The organism is Aureimonas populi, assembly GCF_017815515.1.
In the GTDB taxonomy this organism is placed as follows: domain Bacteria; phylum Pseudomonadota; class Alphaproteobacteria; order Rhizobiales; family Rhizobiaceae; genus Aureimonas; species Aureimonas populi.
Genome location: NZ_CP072611.1, coordinates 1,107,485 through 1,130,085 on the forward strand (window position 1 = coordinate 1,107,485; position 22,601 = coordinate 1,130,085).

Annotated in this window: 22 protein-coding genes; 5 read left to right on the forward strand and 17 right to left on the reverse strand. The window is 70.3% G+C overall.

The annotated features are described in order from the left end of the window. The first annotated feature begins 117 nt into the window (after positions 1-117). Positions 118-801: an SH3 domain-containing protein gene (locus J7654_RS05115; protein WP_209738776.1), complete on the forward strand. Its 684-nt coding sequence runs from the start codon at positions 118-120 to the stop codon at positions 799-801. A gap of 51 nt (positions 802-852) precedes the next feature. Here the strand turns inward: J7654_RS05115 and J7654_RS05120 are convergent, their stop codons facing one another. The 6 genes from J7654_RS05120 to J7654_RS05145 form a co-directional block, all read right to left on the reverse strand. Beyond that, complete coding sequence (locus J7654_RS05120; protein WP_209738778.1) at positions 853-1,599, reverse strand: amino acid ABC transporter ATP-binding protein; 747 nt, start codon at positions 1,597-1,599, stop codon at positions 853-855. Next, positions 1,577-2,236: an amino acid ABC transporter permease gene (locus J7654_RS05125; RefSeq protein ID WP_209738780.1), complete on the reverse strand. Its 660-nt coding sequence runs from the start codon at positions 2,234-2,236 to the stop codon at positions 1,577-1,579. The genes J7654_RS05120 and J7654_RS05125 overlap by 23 nt, the downstream gene beginning before the upstream one ends. Next, positions 2,236-2,907, reverse strand: coding sequence for an amino acid ABC transporter permease (locus J7654_RS05130; RefSeq protein ID WP_209738782.1), 672 nt, complete (start codon positions 2,905-2,907; stop codon positions 2,236-2,238). The genes J7654_RS05125 and J7654_RS05130 overlap by 1 nt, the downstream gene beginning before the upstream one ends. A 65-nt stretch (positions 2,908-2,972) precedes the next feature. Further along, on the reverse strand, positions 2,973-3,758 hold the full coding sequence (locus J7654_RS05135; protein WP_209738783.1) for a transporter substrate-binding domain-containing protein: 786 nt from the start codon (positions 3,756-3,758) through the stop codon (positions 2,973-2,975). A 20-nt stretch (positions 3,759-3,778) separates the two neighbouring features. After that, entirely contained in the window at positions 3,779-4,507 is a 729-nt protein-coding gene (locus J7654_RS05140; RefSeq protein ID WP_245195653.1) for a GntR family transcriptional regulator, read from the reverse strand. 177 nt (positions 4,508-4,684) lie between these two features. Beyond that, entirely contained in the window at positions 4,685-5,140 is a 456-nt protein-coding gene (locus J7654_RS05145) for a thiol-disulfide oxidoreductase DCC family protein (protein ID WP_209738787.1), read from the reverse strand. Between the two features lie 218 nt (positions 5,141-5,358). Here J7654_RS05145 and J7654_RS05150 point away from each other — a divergent pair, with 218 nt between their 5' ends. From J7654_RS05150 to J7654_RS05160, 3 genes are all read left to right on the forward strand, one after another. Then, a complete protein-coding gene (locus J7654_RS05150; RefSeq protein ID WP_377946503.1) occupies positions 5,359-6,393 on the forward strand; it encodes a TAXI family TRAP transporter solute-binding subunit in 1,035 nt (344 codons plus the stop codon). 85 nt (positions 6,394-6,478) lie between these two features. Next, positions 6,479-8,521 (forward strand): TRAP transporter permease, encoded by a 2,043-nt coding sequence (locus tag J7654_RS05155; RefSeq protein ID WP_209738789.1) that lies wholly within the window; start codon positions 6,479-6,481, stop codon positions 8,519-8,521. A 91-nt stretch (positions 8,522-8,612) separates the two neighbouring features. Then, a complete protein-coding gene (locus J7654_RS05160; protein ID WP_209738791.1) occupies positions 8,613-10,046 on the forward strand; it encodes an NAD-dependent succinate-semialdehyde dehydrogenase in 1,434 nt (477 codons plus the stop codon). Positions 10,047-10,101: 55 nt separating this feature from the next. Here the strand turns inward: J7654_RS05160 and J7654_RS05165 are convergent, their stop codons facing one another. The 9 genes from J7654_RS05165 to J7654_RS05205 are packed head-to-tail and all read right to left on the reverse strand — an operon-like array spanning position 10,102 to position 19,293. Beyond that, complete coding sequence (locus tag J7654_RS05165) at positions 10,102-10,452, reverse strand: RidA family protein (protein ID WP_209738793.1); 351 nt, start codon at positions 10,450-10,452, stop codon at positions 10,102-10,104. Positions 10,453-10,492: 40 nt separating this feature from the next. Beyond that, complete coding sequence (locus J7654_RS05170; protein WP_377946502.1) at positions 10,493-11,446, reverse strand: sugar kinase; 954 nt, start codon at positions 11,444-11,446, stop codon at positions 10,493-10,495. Further along, positions 11,443-13,239 carry an ABC transporter ATP-binding protein gene (locus J7654_RS05175; protein ID WP_209738795.1) on the reverse strand — a complete coding sequence of 599 codons (1,797 nt, stop codon included), beginning with the start codon at positions 13,237-13,239 and terminating at the stop codon, positions 11,443-11,445. Before J7654_RS05175 ends, J7654_RS05170 begins: the two co-directional genes overlap by 4 nt. 3 nt (positions 13,240-13,242) lie before the next feature. Then, positions 13,243-14,103 (reverse strand): ABC transporter permease, encoded by an 861-nt coding sequence (locus J7654_RS05180; RefSeq protein ID WP_209738797.1) that lies wholly within the window; start codon positions 14,101-14,103, stop codon positions 13,243-13,245. After that, on the reverse strand, positions 14,100-15,050 hold the full coding sequence (locus J7654_RS05185) for an ABC transporter permease (protein ID WP_377946501.1): 951 nt from the start codon (positions 15,048-15,050) through the stop codon (positions 14,100-14,102). The genes J7654_RS05180 and J7654_RS05185 overlap by 4 nt, the downstream gene beginning before the upstream one ends. A gap of 11 nt (positions 15,051-15,061) precedes the next feature. After that, complete coding sequence (locus J7654_RS05190; protein ID WP_209738798.1) at positions 15,062-16,582, reverse strand: ABC transporter substrate-binding protein; 1,521 nt, start codon at positions 16,580-16,582, stop codon at positions 15,062-15,064. A gap of 46 nt (positions 16,583-16,628) precedes the next feature. Beyond that, a complete protein-coding gene (locus tag J7654_RS05195; RefSeq protein ID WP_209738800.1) occupies positions 16,629-18,110 on the reverse strand; it encodes a M81 family metallopeptidase in 1,482 nt (493 codons plus the stop codon). Positions 18,111-18,112: 2 nt separating this feature from the next. Next, positions 18,113-18,913 carry an IclR family transcriptional regulator gene (locus J7654_RS05200; RefSeq protein ID WP_245195654.1) on the reverse strand — a complete coding sequence of 267 codons (801 nt, stop codon included), beginning with the start codon at positions 18,911-18,913 and terminating at the stop codon, positions 18,113-18,115. Continuing rightward, entirely contained in the window at positions 18,910-19,293 is a 384-nt protein-coding gene (locus tag J7654_RS05205; RefSeq protein ID WP_209738802.1) for a RidA family protein, read from the reverse strand. Before J7654_RS05205 ends, J7654_RS05200 begins: the two co-directional genes overlap by 4 nt. Before the next feature lie 115 nt (positions 19,294-19,408). Between J7654_RS05205 and J7654_RS05210 the strand changes: the two genes are divergently transcribed. Then, the gene (locus J7654_RS05210; RefSeq protein WP_209738803.1) at positions 19,409-20,479 is read left to right on the forward strand and encodes an alanine racemase; all 1,071 of its coding nucleotides are present in this window, start codon (positions 19,409-19,411) and stop codon (positions 20,477-20,479) included. 51 nt (positions 20,480-20,530) lie between these two features. Here the strand turns inward: J7654_RS05210 and J7654_RS05215 are convergent, their stop codons facing one another. Together J7654_RS05215 and J7654_RS05220 are read right to left on the reverse strand one after the other, a co-directional pair. After that, positions 20,531-21,313 carry a GntR family transcriptional regulator gene (locus J7654_RS05215; RefSeq protein WP_209738805.1) on the reverse strand — a complete coding sequence of 261 codons (783 nt, stop codon included), beginning with the start codon at positions 21,311-21,313 and terminating at the stop codon, positions 20,531-20,533. Then, positions 21,310-22,596, reverse strand: a complete 1,287-nt coding sequence (locus J7654_RS05220) for an aspartate aminotransferase family protein (RefSeq protein ID WP_245195656.1) — start codon at positions 22,594-22,596, stop codon at positions 21,310-21,312. The genes J7654_RS05215 and J7654_RS05220 overlap by 4 nt, the downstream gene beginning before the upstream one ends. Positions 22,597-22,601 lie beyond the last annotated feature (5 nt).

The window sequence follows — 22,601 nt, forward strand, 5'->3', positions numbered from 1 at the left end:
TTGCATCGCAGGGTGCCTTGCGCCATGGCCCCGCCCGCACGGCGGCGCATTTATCGGATGTCCACTTTCCTGAGATAGGCACGGAGGCGAGCAGACACCGCAAGCTGGACCTCAGCCATGACGAAGCGCAAGCCCGCCCGCCGCAAGACGCCGCCCCGCAAGACCGCGCGCACGGTCGGCCCGCTTTGGTGGGGCATCGGGGCGCTGGCGCTGGGCTGGATCGCCTTCGACGCCAACCGCGCCCTGATTCTCGACCACCTGCCCACCTTCTCCGCCGGGGAGCCGGAGGGGCGCGTGGCGGCCGCGCGGCCGGCCGCGACGCCTCCGGCGGCAGCGCCCGCAAGGCCGCGCGCGCCCGCGCCGCAGGAGGCTGCGCGCGCGCCGGCGAAAGCGGCGCCCGCCGCCCCGGTCAGGACCGCCGCCCTCGATGCGGCGCCCCGGCCGGCCCGGATCGTGCCCACGACGCGGCCCGGCGCGGGAAGGGCGCCAGACGCGGCGGGCGCGCCGGCCGGAGCGTCCGGCGGCTCCCTCACCGTGACGCGCGCGAGCGCGCCCTTGCGCCGCGAGCCCTCGGCCGGGGCCCCCGTCTGGGTCACGCTGGAAGCGGGCCGCCCCTTGCGCGTCACCGGCCGGCAGGGCGCGTGGCGCCGGGTGGAATCGGGCATCTTCACCGGCTGGATCGACGCCGGGCTCGTGGAAACGCGAACCCGGCCCGAGGCCGCCCCGAGGCGCGCCGCCGCCGCGCAGCCGCAAAGGGGGCAGCCCGTTCCCCCCGGCGCCATCCCCCGCCCCGCGCCCTGAACCGCACCCGCGCGCCGTGGCCGCCCGTGGCGATGCGCGCGCCGGCCCTCTCTACGCCTCGGCGGAGGCCGGCGGGGCCACGCCGAGGAACTGGCGCAGCTCCGGCGTTCGGGGTGCGGCGAAGACCGTCTCGGGCGGGCCGATCTCGTGGACCCGGCCCTCATGCATGAAGACGACCCGGTTGCACACGTCGCGGGCGAACTTCATCTCGTGCGTCACCATGACGAGCGTCATGCCCTCCGCCGCCAGTTCGCGCACCACGGCCAGCACTTCGGCCACCAGCTCGGGGTCGAGCGCCGAGGTGATCTCGTCGCACAACAGCGCCATCGGCTGCATGGCGAGCGCGCGGGCGATGGCCACGCGCTGCTGCTGGCCGCCCGAAAGCTCGTCCGGATAGGCGTCGAACTTGTGGGCGAGGCCCACCCGCTCAAGCTGCCGGCGCGCCATCGCCTCGGCCTCGGCCTTCGGCGTCTTCTTCACCACCGTCTGCGAGAGCATGACGTTGCGCCCGGCCGTGAGGTGGGGGAACAGGTTGAACTGCTGGAAGATCATCCCGACCTTCAGCCGCAGCGCCTTCAGATGCGTCTCGTCGGGCAGGAGCTGGGCGCCCGCCACCGAGATGGAGCCCCCGTCGATCATCTCCAGCCCGTTGATGCAGCGCAGGAGGGTGGACTTGCCCGAGCCGCTCTTGCCGATGATGGCGACCACCTCGCCGGGCGCGATGTCGAGATCGATGCCCTTCAGCACCTCGTTGTCGCCGAAGCGCTTCCTGACCTCAGTGACCGCGATGAGCGACATTGAGCTTCCTTTCCAGCATCTGGCTCGACTTGGACAGCGGCCAGCAGAGCGCGAAATAGATGAGGGCGACGAGCCCGTAGACGGTGAAGGGCTGGAAGGTGGCGTTGGTCACGATGGAGCCCGCCCGCGTCAGCTCCACGAAGCCGATGATCGAGGTCAGCGCCGTGCCCTTGATGACCTGCACCGAGAAGCCGACCGTCGGCGGGATGGCGATGCGCAGCGCCTGCGGCAGGATGACGTGGCGCATCTGCTGCACCCGGCCCATGCCCAGGCTCGCCGAGGCCTCCCACTGCCCCTTGTGGATCGCCTCCACGCAGCCGCGCCAGATCTCGGCGAGGAAGGCGGCCGTCCACAGGATGAGGGCAAGGCCCCCCGCCAGCCAGGCCGGCAGGTTCACCCCGAACAGGGAGAGGCCGAAAAAGGCGAGGAAGAGCTGCATCAGGAGCGGCGTGCCCTGGAACAGCTCGATATAGCCCTTGGCGAAGACGCGCACGGCCCTGGCCTTCGAAATGCGCAGGAACAGCACCAGCAGGCCGACGAGGCCCCCGCCGATGAAGGCGGCCAGCGAAAGGGCCACCGTCCAGCGCGTGGCCAGAAGCAGGTTGCGCAGGATGTCCCAGAGGGTGAACTCGACCATCAGCGCGCGAGCCTCCGGGGAAAGATCGCCGCGCCCAGAAGCGCCATCGCCTGCCGCAGGAGGATGGCGAGGGCGAGATAGATGAGCGTGGAGGCGATATAGGTCTCGAAGGCGCGGAAATTGCGCGACTGGATGTAGCTCGCCGCGTAGGTCAGGTCCTCCGCGCCGATCTGCGACACCACGGCCGAGCCGAGCATGACGATGACCACCTGCGAGGACAAGGCGGGCCAGATGCGCTGGAGCGCGGGCACCAGCACCACGTGGCGGAAGGTCTCCAGCCGCGTCATCGCAAGGCTCGCCCCCGCCTCGAACTGGCCGCGCGGCGTGGCCTGGATGCCTGCGCGGATGATCTCGCAGCCATAGGCGCCCAGATTGACCACCATGGCGATGTTGGCCGCCTGAAGCTCGCCGAGTTGCAGCCCGAGCGAGGGCAGGCCGAAGAAGATGAAGAAGAGCTGGATCAGGAAGGGCGTGTTGCGGATCAGCTCGACATAGGCGGCGACGAGCGGGCGCAGCCAGCGCGGGCCCTCGGACCGGACCCAGGCGCACAGGATGGCAAGGGCGATGCCGAACACCGCCCCCACCAGGATGAGCTGCACCGTGATGCCGATGCCGCTCGCCAGGAGCTGCCAGTATTGCGGCAGCCAGCCGAAATCGAATTGGTAGCGCAAGGAGGCCTCGCTTCTTGCCGGTGGCCTGAAGGGGCCGCCCGCCATGGCGGGCGGCGGCGGTCTCCCTAGAGGTCGGCCGGCAGGTCGGCGCCCAGCCATTCCTGCGAGATGGCGTTCAGCGAACCGTCGCTCCTGGCCTCGGCGATGATGGCGTTGACGCGTTCGAGAAGCGCCGGCTCGTCCTTGTTGAGGCCGATATAGCAGGGCGAGTTCTGGATCAGGAACTTCAGCTCCGGCAGGCGCGGCGGGTTGCGCTCCAGGATGGCGGCGGCGACCACGTTGCCCGTCGCGATGGTCTCCACCTGGCCGGAGAGGAAGGCCGAGATCGTGCCGTTATTGTCCTCGTAGCGCCGGATTTCCGAATCCGCCGGCGCAAGGTCGGTCAGCGCCAGATCCTCCACCGAGCCGCGCGTGACCCCCACCGAGATGCCGGAGAGGTCGGCGACCTCCGCGATCTCGATGTCGGCGGGCGCGAACACGCCGTTGTAGAAGGGCGCGTAGGCCTGCGAGAAGTCGATCAGCGCCTCGCGCTCGGCATTCTTGCCCAGGCTGGAGATGACGAGGTCCACGCGGTTCGTCTGGAGATAGGGCACGCGGTTGGCGCTCGTCACCGGCACAAGCTCCAACTCCACCTCGAGCGCCTCGGCGATGAGCCGCGCCATGTCGATGTCGTAGCCCTGCGGCGCCATGTCTGTGCCCACCGAGCCGAAGGGCGGGAAGTCCTGCGGCACGGCCACGCGGATCGTGCCGCGCGCGGTGATGTCCTCCAGCGCGTCGGCGCTCGCGGGGGCGGCAAGCCCGAGCGCGAGGCCGAGGGCGGCGGCGGTGAGGAAGAGGCGGCGATGGATCATGTCGTTCTCCGGTTGGTGCTTCAGCGGGACAGGGGTTCGGGGACGCGCGCCGGCGGCGGCGGCGCGGGGGTGAGGATGCGGCGCAGCTCTTCCGCCGCGTCGGCGCGGGGCCCGGCGAGGTCGAGGCCCTGCTCGACCTCGTCGATATGCTCGATCATCAGGCGCGCCGCGCGCGCGAGGTCGTGGGCTTCGAGCGCCTCGACGATGCGCCGATGACCGTCATGCGAGGCTTCGGTCTCGACAGCGGTCTGCGACAGCATCGAGATCAGGATGGTCCGCGCGGTCAGGTCCGTCAGGATGCCCGCGAGCATCGGGTTGCCGAACATCTGCGCGAGCAGGATGTGGAAGTCGCCCATCAGGCAGGTGGCGAGATGCTGGTTGCCCGCGTCGAGCGCCGCCCGCTCGGCCGCCAGATGCGCGCGCAGCCGCTCGCATTGCTCGCGCGTCGGCGGCGCGAGCGCGGCGACCAGCCCGGATTCGATGACACGGCGGGCCTGGAACACGAAGCGCGCCTCCTCGGGCGAGGGATCGACCACGTACCAGCCCTTGCGGGCGCGCACCTCCACCACCTTGCGGGACTGCAACCCCATCATCGCCTCGCGCACCCGCGTGCGCGACACGTTGAAGAGGCGCGCGAGCTCGGATTCGCCGAGACGCGCGCCCGGGCGCATCCGCCCGGCGAGGATCGCGTCCACGATGGCCGTCTCGATATCCTGCAACTCGACCTCGCATACCAGTCTTGTATGCAAGGTAAGCAAGCTTCGTGCCACGGCCTTGGCGCGACCTCGGCGCCGTTTCACGGCGGCTCGAAGGCAGGGGAGTGCCCAGCTCTTGTGCAATACGCTTACAGAACGGCCGGACCACCGCCGTTCGTCCGCCTTCCGCCGGGAAAACGGGCCCGGCGTGCGCGTCGAGAGCCGGGCGGCTCAGCCTTCCTGCGGCGGGATGTCGTCGATGAAGCGGGCGCGCATCTCCGGCGAGGGGACCATGCAGGCCGCGCGCCGGCCGGCGATGCGGTAGCGGTTGCGCGCGATCCAGCCATAGACCCTGTCGCGCATGGGGCGCGGAAGCACCGACAGCCCCCGCAGCCAGCGCCAGGGGCGCGGCAGGCGCCGGGAGATCGCGACCACCGCTTCGCTGGCTTGCAGAGGGCGCCCGCGCTCGAAGAAGAGGAAGGTCGAGGGATCGTCGGGGTCGATGCCGTGGCGCCGGGCGAGATGGCGCCCATAGGGCGACTGGATGGAGGTGAAGCGGATTTGGCCGCGCGGATCGATCCGCAGGAGGAACTGCACCTGCGCGGAGCAGACATTGCAAAGCCCGTCGAACACCATGAGCCCGTCCGGCCCCTCCCGCGCACCGGGCTCGACGCCATGCCTCTCCACCGGTTCGCGCTCCTTCGTTCCATCGCAGCACGCGTGGGAGCCCCTGCGGCAAGCCATGCGCTCGCCCGCAGCATAGGCCGGCCCATTGCGCGCGTCCAAGGCTTCCACGCGCGCCTTGCCCGGGGCAAACGGCGCGGCGAACGCAGAAGCGGCTTGTCGCCCGCCGTTTTTTCGCCTTAAACTTGACGGGCGCGATGATGCCGAGAGGGGAAGAGCGGATGGCGATGCACAAGACGGCGGGATGGCTGGGCGCCCTGGTGGCGGGCGCGGGCCTGCTGGCGAGTTCCGTGGCGGCGCAGGAGATCGCTTTCTTCCGCATCGCGACCGGTGGCACGGCCGGCACTTATTTTCCGATCGGCGGCCTTCTGGCCAACGCCATCTCCAGCCCGCCGGGCTCGCGCGGCTGCGAGGATGGCGGGAGCTGCGGCGTGCCGGGCCTCGTGGCGACGGCGGTCGCCTCGAACGGCTCGCTCGCCAATATCAACGGCATCGCGGGCGGCGCGCTCGAATCCGGCTTCTCGCAATCGGACGTCGCCTACTGGGCCTATACCGGCACGGGGGTGTTCGAGGGGCAGCCGGCGGTGGAGGGCCTGCGAGCCATCGCCAATCTCTATCCGGAAAGCATCCATCTCGTGGCCCGCGCCGATGCGGGGATCGAGGGCGTCGCGGACCTCGCCGGCAAGAAGGTCTCCATGGACGAGCCGGGCTCGGGCACGCTCGTCGACGCGCGGCTGATCCTGGCGGCCTACGGCTTGTCGGAAACGGACATCGAGCCGGAATATCTGAAGCCGAACCAGGCCGCCGACCTGATGCGCGACGGCAATATGGACGCCTTCTTCTTCGTCGGCGGCTTCCCGGCCGGCGCCATCGCGGAGCTGGCGACCAGCCTCGACATCGCCCTCGTGCCGATCTCCGGGCCCGAGGCGCAGGCCATCACCGAGGAATACGGCTTCTTCTCCGTCAACACCGTGCCGGGCGGCACCTATGAGGGCGTGGCCGAGGACGTGCAGACGCTGGCCGTCGGCGCGCAATGGGTGACGAGCGCCGACCAAGGCGAGGATCTCGTCTACGGGATCACCAAGGCGATATGGAACGAGAACACCCGTGCGCTGCTCGACGCCGGCCACGCCAAGGGCCGGGAGATCGTGCTGGAGAACGCGCTGGACGGCATCGGCATCCCGCTTCATCCGGGTGCCGCGCGCTTCTACGAGGAGGCGGGCCTGGAGCTGCCCGAGACGGCAGCCGCCGAATAGGGCTGCCCGGCACGTGAAGGACGAGGCGGGACCGGCCGGTCCCGCTTCCGCCCGGCAGGCTGGAACGAAGCGGGGATCGATCGCCATGGCGGCACAGGAAGTCGCGTTCGACGAGGCGAAGGCGCGCGAGCTGGAGGAGAAGTTCGACCCGGAAGTGCGGTTCCGCCCCCTGGGGCCGGTGGCGGCGTGGATCGCGGCCGTCGCACTCTTCTCGCTGTCGCTCTTCCACTACTACACGGCCGGTTTCGGCCTCCTGCGCGAAGTCACCCATCGCGGCGTCCACATGTCCTTCGTGCTGGCGCTGATCTTCCTCGTCTTCTCCGGCAAGCGCGGCGACCGAACCCTCTACGCCTCCTCGCTCTGGCGGCCCGCCGGCATTCCGCTGACCGACTGGGCGCTGATGGCCGCGGCGGTCGTCTCCACGCTCTACGTGCCGTATATCTTCTCCGAGCTCGCCTTCCGCGTCGGCAACCCGCTGCCCGTCGACGTCTTCATGGGCACGATGCTGATCGTCGTGCTTCTGGAGGCCACGCGCCGCTCCATGGGCTGGCCGCTGCCGGTGATCGCGATCCTCATCATCGCCTACGGCCTGTTCGGCCGCTACGCGCCCGGCGTCCTGGTGCATCCCGGCGCCTCCTGGTCGGCGATGGTCAACCATCTCTATCTCACCAGCCAGGGCATCTACGGCCTGCCTGTCGGGGTGGTCGCGACCTATGTCTTCCACTTCGTGCTCTTCGGGGTGCTGGCGACCCGCATGGGCCTCGGCCAGCTCTTCATCGACGCGGCGACGACCATCGCGGGCCGCTTCTCGGGCGGGCCGGCCAAGGTGGCGGTCGTCTCCTCGGCCATGATGGGCACGATCACGGGGTCCTCCATCGCCAACGCGGTGACGACGGGCTCGCTGACCATCCCCGCCATGATCCGCATCGGCTATCCGCGCCATTTCGCGGCGGCGGTGGAGGCGGCGGCCTCCACCGGAGGGCAGATCACGCCGCCCATCATGGGCGCGGCCGCCTTCCTGATGATCGAGTTCCTCGGCATTCCCTACACCCACATCATGATCGCCGCGCTGGTGCCGGCCTTCATGCATTTCTTCGGCGTCCTCATGCAGGTGCATTTCGAGGCGAAACGCCAGGGCCTGCGCGGCCTGACCAGGGAGGAAATGCCCAGGATATGGGAGGTGCTGAAGCGCGACTGGCCCACGCTCTTTCCCCTCTTCCTCCTCGTCGGCATCCTGATGAACGGCTATACGCCGTATCTGGCCGCCTTCTGGGGCATCACCGCCTGCATCGTCATCGGCTTCCTCAACCCGCGCAACAGGCTGACCCCCTCGGACGTGTTCGAGGCCTTCGTCACGGGCGCGAAATACGCGCTGGCGGTGGGCGCGGCGGCCGCGACGGTGGGCATCGTCATCGGCGTCGTGACGCTGACCGGCGTCTCCTTCAAGGTCGCCTACATCGTCACCGGCACGGCGGCGAGCTGGGCCGCGGCGGTGGAGCCGTTCATTCCCTTCGGCCTGATGACGACCGCCGGGCTGACCCTCCTGATGACGCTGATCCTGACGGGCGTGGTGTGCATCGTGATGGGCACGGGCGTACCGACCACCGCCAACTACCTCATCATGGTGACGGTCGCCGCGCCGATCCTCGGGCTTCTGGGCGTCGAGCCGCTGGTCGCCCATTTCTTCGTCTTCTACTACGGCATCCTGGCCGACATCACCCCGCCGGTGGCCCTGTGCGCCTACGCCACGGCCGGCATCGCCAACTCCAACCCGTTCTCCACCGGCAACACGGCGTTTCGCCTCGGCATGGGCAAGATCCTCGTGCCCTTCGTCTTCGTCTTCTCGCCTTCCATGCTGATCATGGTGCAGGATTTCTCGCTGAACGAGTTCCTCCTCGCCACCTTCGGCTGCATCCTAGGCATCACCGCGCTCTCGGCCGCCTTCTCCGACTATCTTCTCGACCGCCTGTTCGGCTGGGAGCGCCTTCTCCTCGCCTTCGCCGCGCTCCTGCTCGTGGCCCCCGAGCTGACCACCACGATCATCGGGACGGCGATCTTCATCCCCGTCGCCCTGCGCCCCCTCATCTGGAAGAAGCATGAGGGCAAGGTGCCCACGCGCGCGGCATAAGGGCGGCGCGCCCCTCATGATTCGGGCGGAGACTCTGGACGGGAGCGGGAAAATCCTGGAAACCGCACCAGCAGCCTGACGGGAGCCGACAATGACATCCTATCCTGACACCAAACTTCTGATCGACGGCCAGTGGCGCGAGGGCGGCGGCGAGGCGCTGGAGGTGATCAACCCGGCGACCGCCGAGCGGATCGGCTCGCTGGCCCACGCCTCGCGCGCCGACCTCGACGAGGCGCTGGCGGCGGCCGAGAAGGGCCTGCGCCTGTGGCGCGATACCTCCGCCTACGAGCGCTCCAGGCTGATGCGCAGGGCGGGCGAGCTTCTGCGCGAGCGGGCCGACGCCGTGGCGCGCATCATGACGCAGGAGCAGGGCAAGCCGCTCGCCGAGGCGAAGGCCGAGACGCTGGGCGCGGCCGACACGATCGACTGGTTCGCCGAGGAGGCCCGCCGCGCCTATGGCCGCGTGGTGCCCTCGCGCGCCACGAACGTCACCCAGCTCGTGATCAAGGAGCCGGTCGGGGTCGCGGCCGCCTTCACGCCGTGGAATTTCCCGCTCAACCAGGCGGTGCGCAAGGTCTCGGCGGCGCTCGCCGCCGGCTGCTCGGTGATCCTGAAGGGGCCGGAGGAGACGCCGGCGAGCTGCGCGGAGCTGGCGAAGGCCTTCCAGGACGCAGGGCTTCCCGCGGGCGTCCTCTCGCTCGTCTTCGGCGTTCCGGCCGAGATTTCCGGCTATCTGATCCCGCATCCCACGGTGAAGAAGATTTCCTTCACCGGTTCCACGGCGGTCGGCAAGAAGCTGGCGGCCCTCGCGGGCGAGCATATGAAGCGGGTGACGATGGAGCTGGGCGGCCATGCGCCCTCCATCGTGTTCGAGGATGCGGACGTGGAGAAGGCGGCCAGGCTTCTGACCGGCGCCAAGTTCCGCAACGCCGGCCAGGTCTGCATCTCGCCCACGCGCTTTCTCGTGCACGAGGCGGTGTTCGACCGTTTCGTCGACGGAATGGTGGAGGCCTCGGAGGCGATCCGGGTGGGCAACGGGCTGGACGAGGGCGTCACCATGGGCGCGCTCGCCAATTCGCGGCGCATCGACGCCATCGAGGCGCTGACGGCGGACGCGCTCGCCAAGGGCGCAACGCTGCGCGCCGGCGGCGAGCGCATCGGCAATCGCGGCTATTTCTTCCAGCCCACGATCCTCACCGACGTGCCGCTGGAGGCGCGGGCCATGAGCGAGGAGCCCTTCGGCCCGCTCGCCCTCGTCAACCGCTTCTCCTCCTACGAGGGCGTGGTGGAGGAGGCGAACCGGCTGCCCTACGGGCTGGCGGCCTACGCCTATACGCGCTCGGCCAGGACCATCTCGGACCTCTCGCGCGACATCGAGAGCGGCATGCTCTCGGTCAACCATCACGGGCTCGGCCTGCCCGAGGTGCCCTTCGGCGGCGTGCAGGATTCCGGCTACGGCTCGGAAGGGGGGCTGGAGGCCATCGAGGCCTATCTCAACACCAAGCTCGTCACGCAGGCGGTCTGAAAATCCGTGCCGGCCGCTCCCTTCGGGGACCGGCCGGCATGGCACCCCCCCTCGGTCAGCCCAGATAGGCGACGGCGGTCATCTCGACCCGCAGGTCGGCATCGGCGAGGCGCGCTTCCACGCAGGCGCGCGCGGGCGGGTTGGCCGGATCGACCCAGGCGTCGTAGACCGTGTTCATCGCGTCGAAATCGGCGATGTTGGGCAGGAAGACGTTGACGGCGAGGAGCCGCGACTTGTCGGCGCCCGCCTCCTTCAGGAGCGCGTCGAGCTTGGCCAGCACCTGGCGCGTCTGATCCTCGATCGTGGCGCGGCCGTCATCGGCCACCTGTCCCGCCAGATAGAGCGTGTCGCCGGCCCGCACGGCCTGGCTCATCCGCTTGCCGATGCTGAAGCGCTGGATGGTCATGTCATTCTCCTGGTTTGCGTAGATCTTCGTGCGAGGGAGGTCACGCGCCCTGCGGCGCGGGCTTGTTCCACCGCTCCATGTCCGGCGCATGGATGAGCGCGCCGTGCCGGACGACCACCGCGGCGGCCATCCGGCATCCGGCCCGCGCCGCCCGCGCCGCCGACTGTTCTCCTAGTCTGGCGGCGAGATAGGCGCCATTGAAGGAATCGCCGGCGGCCGTTGCGTCCACAGGCTTGACGCCGGCGGGCGGCAGGACGTGGTCGAGGCTTTCGCCGGCAAGGATCGTCACGGCCCGCGCGCCGTCCTTGACGACGATCTCGGCCGCGCCGGCCGCGCGGTAGCGGCGCGCGGTCGTGGCCGGGTCGGCGTCCCCGAAGGCGGCGGCCTCGTCGTCGAAGCTCGGCAGGACGATATGGGCAAGGCCGGCGGCGCGCAGGATCGCCGCGCGCCCCGTCTCCATGTCCTCCCACAAAGCGGGGCGGATATTGGGGTCGAAGGCGAGGAGGCTGCCCGCCTGGCGCGCCCGCGACAGGGCGGCAAACAGCCGCTCGCGGGCTTGCGGGGCGAGGATGGCCAGCGTGATGCCCGAGAAATAGACGGCCCTTGCGCCGTCCACCGCACGGGCGAGGCGCGCCTCGTCATCGGCCAGGCTGCGGGCGGCGGAGGCCTCGCGCCAATAGGCGAAGTGCCGGTCGCCCTCGCGCTGCTCGATGAGGTAGAGGCCCGGCCGCCGGCCGGGCAGCCGGGCGATGTGCCCCGTGCCGATCCCGTGCCGCTCGAGGAAGGCGACCATGCGCCCGGAGAAGGAATCGTCTCCGAGCGCGCTCGCGTAGTCCAGCGCGCCCGCCGCCGGGTCGAGGCCCGAGCGCGCGTACCAGAGCGTGTTCAGCGTGTCGCCGGCAAAGCCGAGCTTCCATGCCCCGGCCTCGCCGGCGGCCATCTCGATCATGCACTCGCCGATGGCGACGATCTGGCGCGGCCCCAGCCCGGTCACGCGGCGGCCATCTGGACGAAGTGGCCGGGGGCCACCTCCTCGTAGCGGCGCTGCGGCGGCGCATAGTCGAGCGGGCGCATCGGGCTTTTCAGCTCCTCCGACAGGGCCGGGGGCAGGCTGCCCCGTCGGGCGGGGTCCGGCAGCGGAACGGCCTCGATCAGCCGGCGCGTATAGGGGTGGCGCGGCGTGTCGAAGACCGAGCGGCGCGGGCCGATCTCCACGATCTCGCCCAGATACATCACCGCCACGCGATGGCTGATCCGCTCCACCACCGCCATGTCGTGGCTGATGAAGAGATAGGCCAGGCCCATCCTCTCCTGGAGGTCGAGAAGGAGGTTGGCGACCTGCGCTTTCACCGACCCGTCGAGCGCCGAGACCGCCTCGTCGGCGACGATGAGCCTGGGCTCCAGCGCCAGCGCGCGCGCGATGGAGATGCGCTGGCGCTGGCCTCCGGAGAATTCGTGCGGATAGCGCCCGGCGACGGAGGCGGGCAGGCCCACCTGCTCGATCAGCTCCACCGCCCGCTCGCGCGCCGCCGCCCGGCCCATCAGGCCGTGCGAGAGAATCGGCTCGGCGATGGCGGCGCCGACGGTGAGGCGCGGGTTGAGCGAGGCGAAGGGGTCCTGGAAGATCATCTGCGCCGCGCGGCGCATGTCGCGCAGGCCCTTGCGCCCCGCCGTGGCCAAATCCTGCCCCTCGATGCGCACCGTGCCGCCGCTCGGCTCCAGGAGGCGCAGGATGGAGCGGCCGGTGGTGGACTTGCCGCAGCCCGATTCCCCCACCAGCGAAAGCGTCTCGCCCGGCTGGATGGAGAAGGAGACATCCTCCACCGCGTGGATGCGCCCGCCCCGCACGTCGAAGCGCTTCCTGAGGTTCTCCACCTCGAGGATGGGCCGGGCCTCCGCTTGCGGGGCGCGCGTTTCGCGCCCCTCCTCCACCGCCCCGGTCGCCGGGTCCACGGACGGAAAGCGCCGGGGGAACGGCGTCTCGCCCATCGTGCCGAGGCGCGGGATCGCGGCGAGAAGCGCCTTGGTGTAGGGCTTTTGCGGCGCGGCGAAGATCGCCGCCGTCTCCCCCGTCTCCACCATGTCGCCGCGCAGCATCACCACGGTGCGGTCGGCCACCTCCGCCACCACGCCCATGTCGTGGGTGATGAAGAGGACGGCCATGGTCTCCTCGCGCTGCAATTCGCGGATGAGGTGCAGGATCTCGGCCTGGATGGTCACGTCGAGCGCGGTGGTGGGCTCGTCGGCGATGAGGAGCCTCGGCCGGCAGGCCAGCGCCATGGCGATCATCACGCGCTGGCGCATGCCGCCGGAGAATTTGTGCGGATATTCGCCGAGGCGCGAGCGCGCGGCGGGAATGCGCACCCGCTCCATCATCCGCAGCGCCTCGGCCTCCGCCTGCGCCCACGACATGTCGCGGTGCAGGACCAGCGCCTCGGCCAACTGGTTGCCGATGGTGAAGACCGGGTTCAGCGAGGTCATCGGCTCCTGGAAGATCATGCCGATGCGCCCGCCGCGCACCGCGCGCATCTGCTTTTCGGGCAGGGCCAGGAGATCCTGCCCCTCCAGGATCGCGCGCCCCTGCGTGCGCGCCTTGCCGGCGGGCAGGAGGCGCATGGCAGAGAGGGCCGTGACGCTCTTGCCCGAGCCCGATTCGCCGACGATGGCCACCGTCTCGCCCGCATCCACCGTGAAGGAGATGTCGCGGATGACGGAGCGCCACTCGCCGCCGGAGCGGAAGGAGGTCGTCAGCTTCTCGACGGAGAGCACGGGCTGGTGATCGGCCATGGCTCAGACCTCCCGGGCGAGGCGCGGATCGACGAGGTCGCGCAACCCGTCGCCGACGAGCTGGAGGGACAGGACGGCCAGCACGATGGCAAGGCCGGGAAAGAGCATCAGCCACGGCGCGTTGTTCATGTATTCCCGGCCCGAGGCCAGCATGGTGCCCCAGGTCGGCATGTCGGAGGAGGCGCCGATGCCCAGGAACGACAGGCTTGCCTCGGCCAGCATGGCGGCGGCGAAGACGAAGGTCGCCTGCACCAGGATGGGCGAGGCGAGGTTCAGGAGCACATGGCGCAGGAGGATCTGCCATGTCGGCAGCCCGAGCGCCACGGCCGCCTCGATATAGGGCAGCTCGCGCAGCACCAGCGTGGAGCCGCGCACGATGCGCGCCAGGCGCGGCGCGTAGGTGATGCCCAGCGCCAGGATGACGTTCACCAGCGAGGGGCCGAGGGCGGCCACCAGCGCGATGGCGAGCAGGATGTCGGGAAACGACATCATCGCGTCCAGAAGGCGCGAGATCGGCGCGTCCAGCCGCCGGAAATAGCCGGCCAGAAGGCCGAGGAAGACGCCCATGACCGTGGCGATGGCCACGACGCCCAGGCTGACCATCAGCGAGACGCGCCCCGCATGGATGGCGCGCGAGAAGATGTCGCGGCCGAACTCGTCGGTGCCGAAGAGATGCGCGGCCGAGGGGGCCTGGAGGCGGTTGACGATGGACAGTCGGTTGGGCGCATGGGGTGCGATCAGCGGCGCGAGCGCGGCGGCGATCACCACGATGCCGAGGATCAGGACGCCGATGAGGATCGCGCGGTTGCCCAGGAACCGGCGCAGCCCCGCCGCGAAGGGGGAGGAGAGGGACAGGAGCGTCATGTGCGCACCCTCGGATCGACCGTGAGATAGAGCATGTCCACCGCGAAATTGATGAGCACGTAGATGGCGGCGACGACGAGGAGCGTGCCCTGGATCACCGGGTAGTCGCGCCGCAGCACCGCCTGCACCACGAGATTGCCGACGCCCGGCAGGCCGAACACCGTCTCCGTCACCACCGCGCCGGCCACGAGGAGGGCGACGGACAGGCCGATGACGGTGATGATCGGGATCATCGCGTTCTTCAGCGCGTGCTTGAGGATGACGCGGGACGGCCCGGCGCCCTTGGCCCTGGCGGTGCGCACATAGTCCTCGGAGAGGACGTCCAGCATGGCGGCCCGCGTGAAGCGGGTGATGAGCGCGGAATTGACGATGCCGAGCGCCACGGCCGGCAGGACGAGGTGCGAGAGCCGTTCGAGGAAGGGGGTGCCCGGCCCGCCATAGCCGGAGGCGGGGAACCAGCCGAGCCCGACCGCGAAGGTCTGGATCAGGATGAGGCCGAGCCAGAAGCTCGGCACGCTGGCCGCCACCATGGTGGCGCCCACCACGATCTGGTCGAACAGCGTGCCCCGTTTCACCGCCGAGAGGATGCCCACGGGCAGGGCGATGGACACGGCGATGAGGATGGAGAAGAGCGTGAGGAAGAAGGTCGGCTCGGCCCGCGCGGCCAGCGCCGTCGTCACCGGCTGGCCGAGGAAGATCGACTGGCCGAGATCGCCCCGCAGGATGTCGAGGACGAAGCGGCCGTACTGGACCAGGATCGGCGCGTCGAGGCCGAGCCTGGCGCGAAGGGCGGCGATGTCCTCGGGCGTGGCGTCCGACCCCAGCATGACGGCCGCCGGATCGCCCGGCGTCACCCGCACGATGAGGAAGACGACGGTGACGACGAGCGCCAGCACCACCGCCATGCCGCCGGCCCGCTTCAGGAGGGCCATGAACACCCGTGGCATCGCCGCTCTCCTCAGCCCCTCGGCGCCACGTTCCAGAAGCGCGGCCAGTAGGCCGGCTCATAGCCGGAAACCCCGCTCGCCAGCCCGCCGAGCGCGTTGAAATTGCCCACCTTCACCAGCGGCGCGTCCTCGTAGATGACGCTCTGGATGCCCTCCCAGGCGGTGAAGCGCTCCTCGTTCGTCACCGCGTTCATGAAGGCGGCGACGGCCTGCGACTTGGCCTCGGAGGTGTACCAGCCCGGATAGGTGTCGGTGATGGTGTTGAGGGTGGTGGGGTCGCCCGGGAAGTTGGAGTGGGTGATGAAGATGTCCCACTGGCCCTTGTCGGCGCGCCGCGTGGTCAGGGTCGCCCAGTCCACGACCTGAAGGTCCACCGCAAAGCCCGCCGCCTCCAGATAGGCCTTGGCCACCTCGCCGGTGGAATAGTGGAACCCGTACTGGCGGCTGGTGAGGATGCGGATCGGCGTGCCGTCGTAGCCCGCTTCCTCCATCAGCGCGGCCGCCGCCTCCGGGTCGCCCTCGCCGTAGCGCTCCACGCCCGCCTGCGTGTGCCAGAAGAAGCCCTCGGGGAAGAGGGCGCCGTCCACGGCGAAGAAGCGCTCGTCGGAGAAGGCGGCCAGCATCATGTCGGAGGGGTTGAGCGCCACCTGCACGGCCTGGCGCAGCGCCTTGTCGGTCAGCGGACCCTCGGCCATGTTCATGTTGAGCGAGGTCCAGCCCGCATTCTCGAAGATCACCGGCTCGACATTGCCCGCCGCCTCCACGCGCTCATAGGCGCTGACGGGAAGGGAGTCGGCATAGTCGTACTGGCCCGCGATCAGGCCCTCGACGCGGGTGTTGGCGTCCGGCACGGGCACGAAGCGGATCTCGTCGGCGATGGCCTCGCGGCGCCCGGCGTAGTTGGAGGGCTCGCCCTCCGGCGAGACGTAGTCCTCGAAGCGGACGAGCTGGGTGTACTGGTCGGGGCGGCGCTCCTGAAGCCGGTAGGGGCCGGTGCCGATGAAGTCGGTCAGCTCGCCGCCCAGGGTTTCGGACGGCAGGATGGGCGAGCCTTGAGAGAAGGTGGCCAGGAGCGGCGAATAGCGCGAGTTGAGCGTGACGACGACGGCGTTGTCGCCGTCCGCCTCGATGGTCTCGATCACCTCGGCGACCTGCCGGCCCTTGGAGTTGATCTCCATCCAGCGGTTGAGCGAGGCCACCACGTCGGCCGAATCGAAGGCCGAGCCGTCGTGGAAGGTCACGCCCTCGCGCAGGGGGATGCGGTAGGTGAGGCCGTCCTCGGAGATTTCCGGCATGTCGGCGGCCAGCAGCGGCTGCGGCTGCCATTCGGCGTCGTAGATGTAGAGCGTCTCGAAGATGTGCTGGGTGATGGTGAGCACGATGTCGGTCGGTGTCTGCATGACGTCGAGCGAGGGCGGCTCGCCGATGGTGGCGACCGTCAGGACGCCGCCGCCGGCGGTCTGCGCGAGGGCGATGCCGCTCGTTCCCGCCATCAGGGCGGCGAGGCCGGCTGCAAGAAGCATTCTCTTCATGGCGATGGCTCCTGTCTTGGGGGCTGGGATGGCGATGGGGTTCGCGTCAGCCTTCGAGGCCGAGCGGGTCCGGCACGCGCGGCCATAGCCCGTGGCTGGCCTTGGCGTAGGGGGTCGTCGCGGGGTCGGTGGGGTAGCTCGTCGGGGCCGCGACGTAGAGGATTTCGGCGGCGACGGGGGCGAAGCCCGCGTGGAAATGGTTGGTGGACTTCACGAGGAGGATGTCCTTCCCCGCGAAGTCGACGCCGAGGTTGGAGAAGATGTCCGGCTCGTAGGTCTGGGTGCGGCTGGTGATCAGCACGATGTCGATCTGCGTGCCCAGGATGCGCACCACCGCCGCGCGGCCGAGCGTGACGCGGCTGTTGCGGAAGCTCTGCCAGCCGGCCTCGACCGTGCGCAGCACCCTCACGCGCGCGTCGAGCGGCTGGCCGCCATGGGGCGAGGACTTGCCGCCGAAGCGCAGCTCGATCTCGGCCCCCTCGCCCGCCGCGTGGGCGAAGGAGACGGCGACGGCGTCCCAGATCGTGGCGAGCGCGATCCTGTCCATGCCCCGCTCGATCATGCGGCGCAGGATATGGGTGGCGTCCCCCGCCACGCCGCCGCCCGGATTGTCCCAGACATCGGCGATCACGACGGGCTTGTCCGCGCCGGCCGCGCGCAGGGCCAGCGCCCGGTCGAGCCCCGCCTCGGTGTCGAGCATGGGCATGGCGGTGTCGCGGCGCATCGCGTAGAGCTCCCGGCCGAGCCGTTCGGCCAGCCGGTCGCCCGCCTGCCCGTCGCCGTCCGTCACCACCACGATGCGCGTGCCCATCTGCGGCACGTCGCCGGCCATGAAGCCGTGGATGACGGAGGCGGAGAGCACGCCCGCCTTGCCTTCCAGCGCCTTCAGCCGGTCCACGAAGGAGCGCATCGGCTCCCGGCTCGTGGGGTAGATGGTGATCATCCGGCAGTCGAAGGTGGAGATCACGGGGCGGATCTCGCCGCGCACGGCGCGCAGCGCAAGCTCCACCACATGCTCGCCGCGCTCCTCGAAATCCGTATGCGGAAATTCCAGGAAGGCGGCCATGAGGTCGAGCTGCGCCACGCGCAGCGGCGTCAGATGGCTGTGCGGGTCGAACTCGGCGGCCACCACCACGTCCGGGCCGACGAGCGCGCGCACGCGGGCGAGGAAATCGCCCTCCGGGTCGTCATAGCCCTGCGCCACCATGGCCCCGTGCAGGCCCAGCACCACGCCGTCCACGGGCAGGGCGGCCTTCAGCTCGGACAGGATGGTGTCGCGCAGCGTCTCGTAGGTCCGGCGCTGGATGAGGCCGGCGGGCTCGGCCCAGCAGGAGGTGCCCTCGATCACGGTGAAGCCTTCCGCGCGGCCCCGGCGGCGCAGGATCGGCACGGGCGAGGAGCAGAGCGTGGGCGTGTCCGGGTGCTCGCCCGGCCCGGCGTAGAAGGCCGCCTTGAAGGAATCGAGGTCGGTCGGCACCGGCGAGAAGGTGTTGGTCTCCGTGGCGAGGGAGGCGGTGAAGATGCGCATGGCTAACCGTTGGCGAAATGCGGGGCGAGCGCGGCGGCCGCGCCCTTGAGGCTGGCGAGATAGGCCTCGTGGTTGCGCCGGGCGTCCTCGCGCGGGGCGACGATGCACAAGGTGGCGACGGCCTGCCCGTCCGCCCGGCGCACCGGCACGGCGAAGCAATGGGTGTAGCTGTCGAGCGCGCTGTCGAAGGTGAAATGCCCGTCCGCGCGCGCACCTTCCACCTCGCGCAGGAAGCGCTCGCGCTCGATGGGCCTGCCGTCCGGCAGGGAGAGGTCGCCCTCCTGAAGGAAGGCGAGCACGCCCTCGCGCGGCAGATGGTCCAGCAGGACGCGCCCCGAGGCGGTCCAGGTGAGGGGCACGCGCTCGCCGATATCGGTGGAGATGCGGAAGGGGCGCGAGCCCTCGCGCATGGCGGCGACATAATAGCGGTTGGCGTCGAGCCGGCAGAACTGCGCCGTCTCGCTGGTCTCCTCCACGATGCGCTTGAGCGCGGCCTCCACCGCCACCTGCCGGCCGGAGACGGCCGCATAGGCCGCGCCGAGGAGATAGAGCTTCTCGCCGAGGAAGAGGCGCCCGTCGCCTGCGTCCTCCAGCATGCCACGGCCGAGGAGAAGCGCGGTCAGCTCGTAGATGGAGGAGCGCGGCGCGCCCAGGAGCGCGGCGATCTCGTTGGCCCGCAGGGGACGGCGCGCGGAGGCCAGCGCGTCCAGTATGTCGAGCGCCCGGTCCAACCCGCGCGAGCGGGCCGCCCCTTGGGTCTTCGCCTTGTCCTGCCCCGAGCCGTCCACCGCGCGCGCCCTCACTTCTTCCGGTAGGCCACGCAGTCGATCTCCACCTTGCAGTCCACCATCATGGAGGACTGGACGCAGGCGCGGGCCGGCGGGTGGCCGTCGAAATACTCGGCATAGACCCCGTTGAAGCTCCAGAAGTCGCGCGAGTCGTCGAGCCAGACGCCGACGCGCACCACGTCCTCCAGCCCGTAGCCGGCCTCCTTCAGGATCGCGACGAGGTTCTCCATCGCCTTTCGCGTCTCGGCCACGATGCCGCCGCCCACGATCTCCCCGTTCTCCATCGCCACCTGGCCGGAGACGTAGAGCCAGCCGTCGGCCTCCACCGCGCGGGCGAAGGGGAGGGCCTGTTTTCCGGCGCCCGATTCGCCGGCGCCGTATCGGATGAGGGTCATGAAGGGGCCTGCCATAGTGTCCATTATAGTGGACATCAGTCTGAAATTTCGGATTGACGTATAAGGAGGCCTGCTTCATTTGTTGTCAATCGCTTTTCGACGAAGGGTCCGAACAATGGCAGACCGCGCTCTCCTCGACCTCCAGACCCCCGCCGTGGTGGTCGATCTCGAAAAGGCGCGGGCCAACATCCTGCGCTTCCAGGCCCATGCGAATGCGGCCGGCCTTGCGGCGCGCCCGCACATCAAGACCCACAAGCTGCCGCAGCTCGCCCGCCTCCAGATCGAGGCCGGGGCGGTGGGGATCACCTGCCAGAAGGTGAGCGAGGCGGAGGCGATGGCGGCCGGAGACCCGGCCATCCGCGACATCCTCATCACCTACAACATCCTCGGGCAGGAGAAGCTCGCCCGGCTGCGCGCGCTGGCCGGGCGCGTCCGCCTCTCGGTGGTGGCCGACAGCGACGCGGTGGTCGCGGGCCTCTCGGGCGCCTTCGCGGATGCGGGCGAGCCGCTCGCCGTGCTGGTGGAGTGCGATACGGGCGGCCAGCGCTGCGGCGTCGCCTCGCCGGAGGCTGCGCGCTCGCTGGCGCGCGCCATCGCCGCCGCGCCGGGCCTCGCCTTCGGCGGGCTGATGACCTATCCGGCCGCCGGCGGCGCGGCGCGGGCGGCCGATTTCCTCAAGGCGGCCAAGGCGCTGATCGAGGCGGAGGGCCTGCCCGTGCCCTGCGTCACCTCGGGCGGCACGCCCGACATCTGGCAGTCGCGCACCGACGACATCCTCACCGAGTACCGGCCCGGCACCTATGTCTACAACGACCGCTCGCTGGTTGCGCGGGGCGTGGCCACGCTGGAGGAATGCGCGCTCACCGTGCTGGCCACCGTCGTCTCCGTTCCCGCGCCCGGCCGCGCCATCATCGACGCGGGCTCCAAAGTGCTGACCTCCGACCTTCTCGGGCTGACGGGCCACGGCGCGGTGCTGGGCCGGCCGGACCTGGCCATCGACCAGCTCTCCGAGGAGCATGGCCGCATCGTCTGCGACGGGCCGGTCGGCCTTGCGGTGGGCGATCGCCTGTCCATCGTTCCCAACCACGCCTGCGTCGTCACCAACATGGTGGATGCGGTGCAGATGCGCATGGCGGACGGGCATATCGAGCCATGGGCCGTGGCAGCGCGCGGCAAGGTGGTCTGAACGGGCCGTTCCGCTTGCGGCCGGGGGCGAGCCTCGGCCCGCCCGCCCGCGTCAGCGGATCTGCGCCATGATCTCGCAGGCCGAGGAGGAGGGGTCGAACTCCACGAGGTCCGGCTCCCGGTTCATGAGCACGCGGAAGGAGTGGAGGTTGTCGCGAAGATGCGGCCCCATGATGCGGGTCACGCCCTCCGCGTCCCGCTTGCGCAGCGCCTCGAAGATCGCGCGGTGCTCGTCCAGCACCTGGCCGTAGTAATCCTCCAGCGGAAAGGCCCGGTAGAGCACCCGGTCGAGCTGGCCGTTGGCCTCGTGGATCGTGTCCCAGATATGCGGGAAGCCGGCGCACCGGCACAGGAGGCGGTGGAACTCCCGGTCGATATGGAAGGACTCGTCCCCGTCGCAGCGCCGCGCGGCCTCCGCCTGGCGCCACAGAAGAAGCTCGAAATCCTTTTCGAAGGCGGGCACGAAGCGCGCGGCGGCGATGGCGGCGAAGCGCAGCTCCAGGCTTTCGCGCACGATCTGCCCCTCCACCACCTCCTCCAGGATGATCTTGTTGACGAAGGTGGCGTCGCTCGGCACCACCGTCACCAGCCGCTGCCCGGCCAGCCGCATCACCGCGTCGCGAAAGGGGGTGCGCGAGACGCCGAGCTCGGCGCAGATGTCCTTTTCGACCAGGCGCGCGCCGGGCCGCAGGCGCATGGCGATGATGGCGTCGCGAAGGGCGGCGTAGACGCGCGCTGCCTTGGGCAGCTCCTGGCCGCCATAGGCCATGGCGAGGCGCGCGCGCTCCCCCGCCGTCGTTTCCGCCTGCCGTCTCGTCTCCGCGCTCGTCCTCATGCCGTTCCTGCCAGAACCTCCCGCAATTTTGCGAGGAAGAGGTCTGCGTGCGCGGAGGCGAAAGGCAAGGGGGGGCGGATCTTCAGGACGTTGCCGGCAGGCCCCGAGGCGCCGATCAGGACGCCGCGCTCGCGCAAGCTGTTCACCACGCGGGTGGCGAGCGCGGCATCGGGGGCCCCCGTTTCGCCGTCCCTCAGGTCGAGGGCCAGGAAGAGCCCGGCGCCGCGCGCCTCGCCCACCCGGTCGAACTCCCCCGCCAGCCCCTTCAACCCCTCCAGAAGCTGCGTGCCCACGCGCGCGGCATTGGCCTGGAGCCCCTCGGCCTCGATCACGTCCAGCACCGCGCCGGCGGCGGCCAGCGACACGTGGTTCGCGCCGAAGGTGTTGAAATAGCGCACCTCGCGCCCGAACCGCTCGCCCACCTCCGGGCGCAGGGCAAGCGCGGCGATGGGCAGGCCATTGCCCATCGGCTTTCCCATCACCGCCATGTCCGGCACGATGGAATGGCGCTGGAAGCCCCAGAAGGCACCGCCGGTGCGCCCGAAGCCCGGCTGCACCTCGTCGGCGACATAGAGCGCGCCGGCGGCATGGACGGCCTCGAGCACCGGCTGGAGGAAGCCCGCCGGCTCGGCGCGCACGCCGTCCGTGGAGAAGATGCCGTCCGCCACGAAGGCGGCGGGGCGGATGCCGTGGCGGGCCAGGTCGGCGAAGGCGGCGGCGACGTTTTCGGCCAGGACCCGGCCCATCCGTGGCCCTTCCCCCGGAACCTCCACGGTGCGCACGCAACGCCCGAGCGGCACGGCGGGGCCGAGGGAGGGCGAGATTTCCACCGTCGCGGCCGTGGTGCCGTGATAGGCGTTGGCAGTGACGACGACGCCCGCGCCCTGCGTATGATGGCGCGCGATGCGCAGCGCCAGGTCCACCGCCTCCGAGCCCGTGCAGGTGTACATGACCTGCGCGATCTCTTCGGGGAAAGTGGCGAGCAGCCGTTCCGAATAGGAAAGGATCGCCTCGTGCAGATAGCGTGTATGGGTGTTGAGAAGGCCCATCTGCGCGGTGACGGCCGCGTTCACCCGTGGGTGGGAATGGCCCACCGCCGGCACGTTGTTGTAGGCGTCGAGATAGCGGCGCCCCTCGGCGTCGAAGAGCCACACCCCCTCGCCGCGCACCAGATGCACGGGCCGCTCGTAGAACAGGCGGTAGGAGCCGCCCAGGAGCGCGCGGCGGCGCGCGAGCATCGCCTCGGCCGGATCGGACGGGAGGGGGGCGGCGGGTTGCGACATGAAGG

Excerpts from the sequence above, each read along its gene's own strand:
- J7654_RS05115 (WP_209738776.1), top strand. The coding sequence starts at position 118 with ATGACGAAGCGCAAGCCCGCCCGCCGCAAGACGCCGCCCCGCAAGACC.
- J7654_RS05120 (WP_209738778.1), bottom strand. The coding sequence starts at position 1,599 with ATGTCGCTCATCGCGGTCACTGAGGTCAGGAAGCGCTTCGGCGACAAC.
- J7654_RS05125 (WP_209738780.1), bottom strand. The coding sequence starts at position 2,236 with ATGGTCGAGTTCACCCTCTGGGACATCCTGCGCAACCTGCTTCTGGCC.
- J7654_RS05135 (WP_209738783.1), bottom strand. The coding sequence starts at position 3,758 with ATGATCCATCGCCGCCTCTTCCTCACCGCCGCCGCCCTCGGCCTCGCG.
- J7654_RS05150 (WP_377946503.1), top strand. The coding sequence starts at position 5,359 with ATGGCGATGCACAAGACGGCGGGATGGCTGGGCGCCCTGGTGGCGGGC.
- J7654_RS05155 (WP_209738789.1), top strand. The coding sequence starts at position 6,479 with ATGGCGGCACAGGAAGTCGCGTTCGACGAGGCGAAGGCGCGCGAGCTG.
- J7654_RS05160 (WP_209738791.1), top strand. The coding sequence starts at position 8,613 with ATGACATCCTATCCTGACACCAAACTTCTGATCGACGGCCAGTGGCGC.
- J7654_RS05165 (WP_209738793.1), bottom strand. The coding sequence starts at position 10,452 with ATGACCATCCAGCGCTTCAGCATCGGCAAGCGGATGAGCCAGGCCGTG.
- J7654_RS05175 (WP_209738795.1), bottom strand. The coding sequence starts at position 13,239 with ATGGCCGATCACCAGCCCGTGCTCTCCGTCGAGAAGCTGACGACCTCC.
- J7654_RS05180 (WP_209738797.1), bottom strand. The coding sequence starts at position 14,103 with ATGACGCTCCTGTCCCTCTCCTCCCCCTTCGCGGCGGGGCTGCGCCGG.
- J7654_RS05185 (WP_377946501.1), bottom strand. The coding sequence starts at position 15,050 with ATGCCACGGGTGTTCATGGCCCTCCTGAAGCGGGCCGGCGGCATGGCG.
- J7654_RS05190 (WP_209738798.1), bottom strand. The coding sequence starts at position 16,582 with ATGAAGAGAATGCTTCTTGCAGCCGGCCTCGCCGCCCTGATGGCGGGA.
- J7654_RS05195 (WP_209738800.1), bottom strand. The coding sequence starts at position 18,110 with ATGCGCATCTTCACCGCCTCCCTCGCCACGGAGACCAACACCTTCTCG.
- J7654_RS05205 (WP_209738802.1), bottom strand. The coding sequence starts at position 19,293 with ATGACCCTCATCCGATACGGCGCCGGCGAATCGGGCGCCGGAAAACAG.
- J7654_RS05210 (WP_209738803.1), top strand. The coding sequence starts at position 19,409 with ATGGCAGACCGCGCTCTCCTCGACCTCCAGACCCCCGCCGTGGTGGTC.
- J7654_RS05215 (WP_209738805.1), bottom strand. The coding sequence starts at position 21,313 with ATGAGGACGAGCGCGGAGACGAGACGGCAGGCGGAAACGACGGCGGGG.
- J7654_RS05220 (WP_245195656.1), bottom strand. The coding sequence starts at position 22,596 with ATGTCGCAACCCGCCGCCCCCCTCCCGTCCGATCCGGCCGAGGCGATG.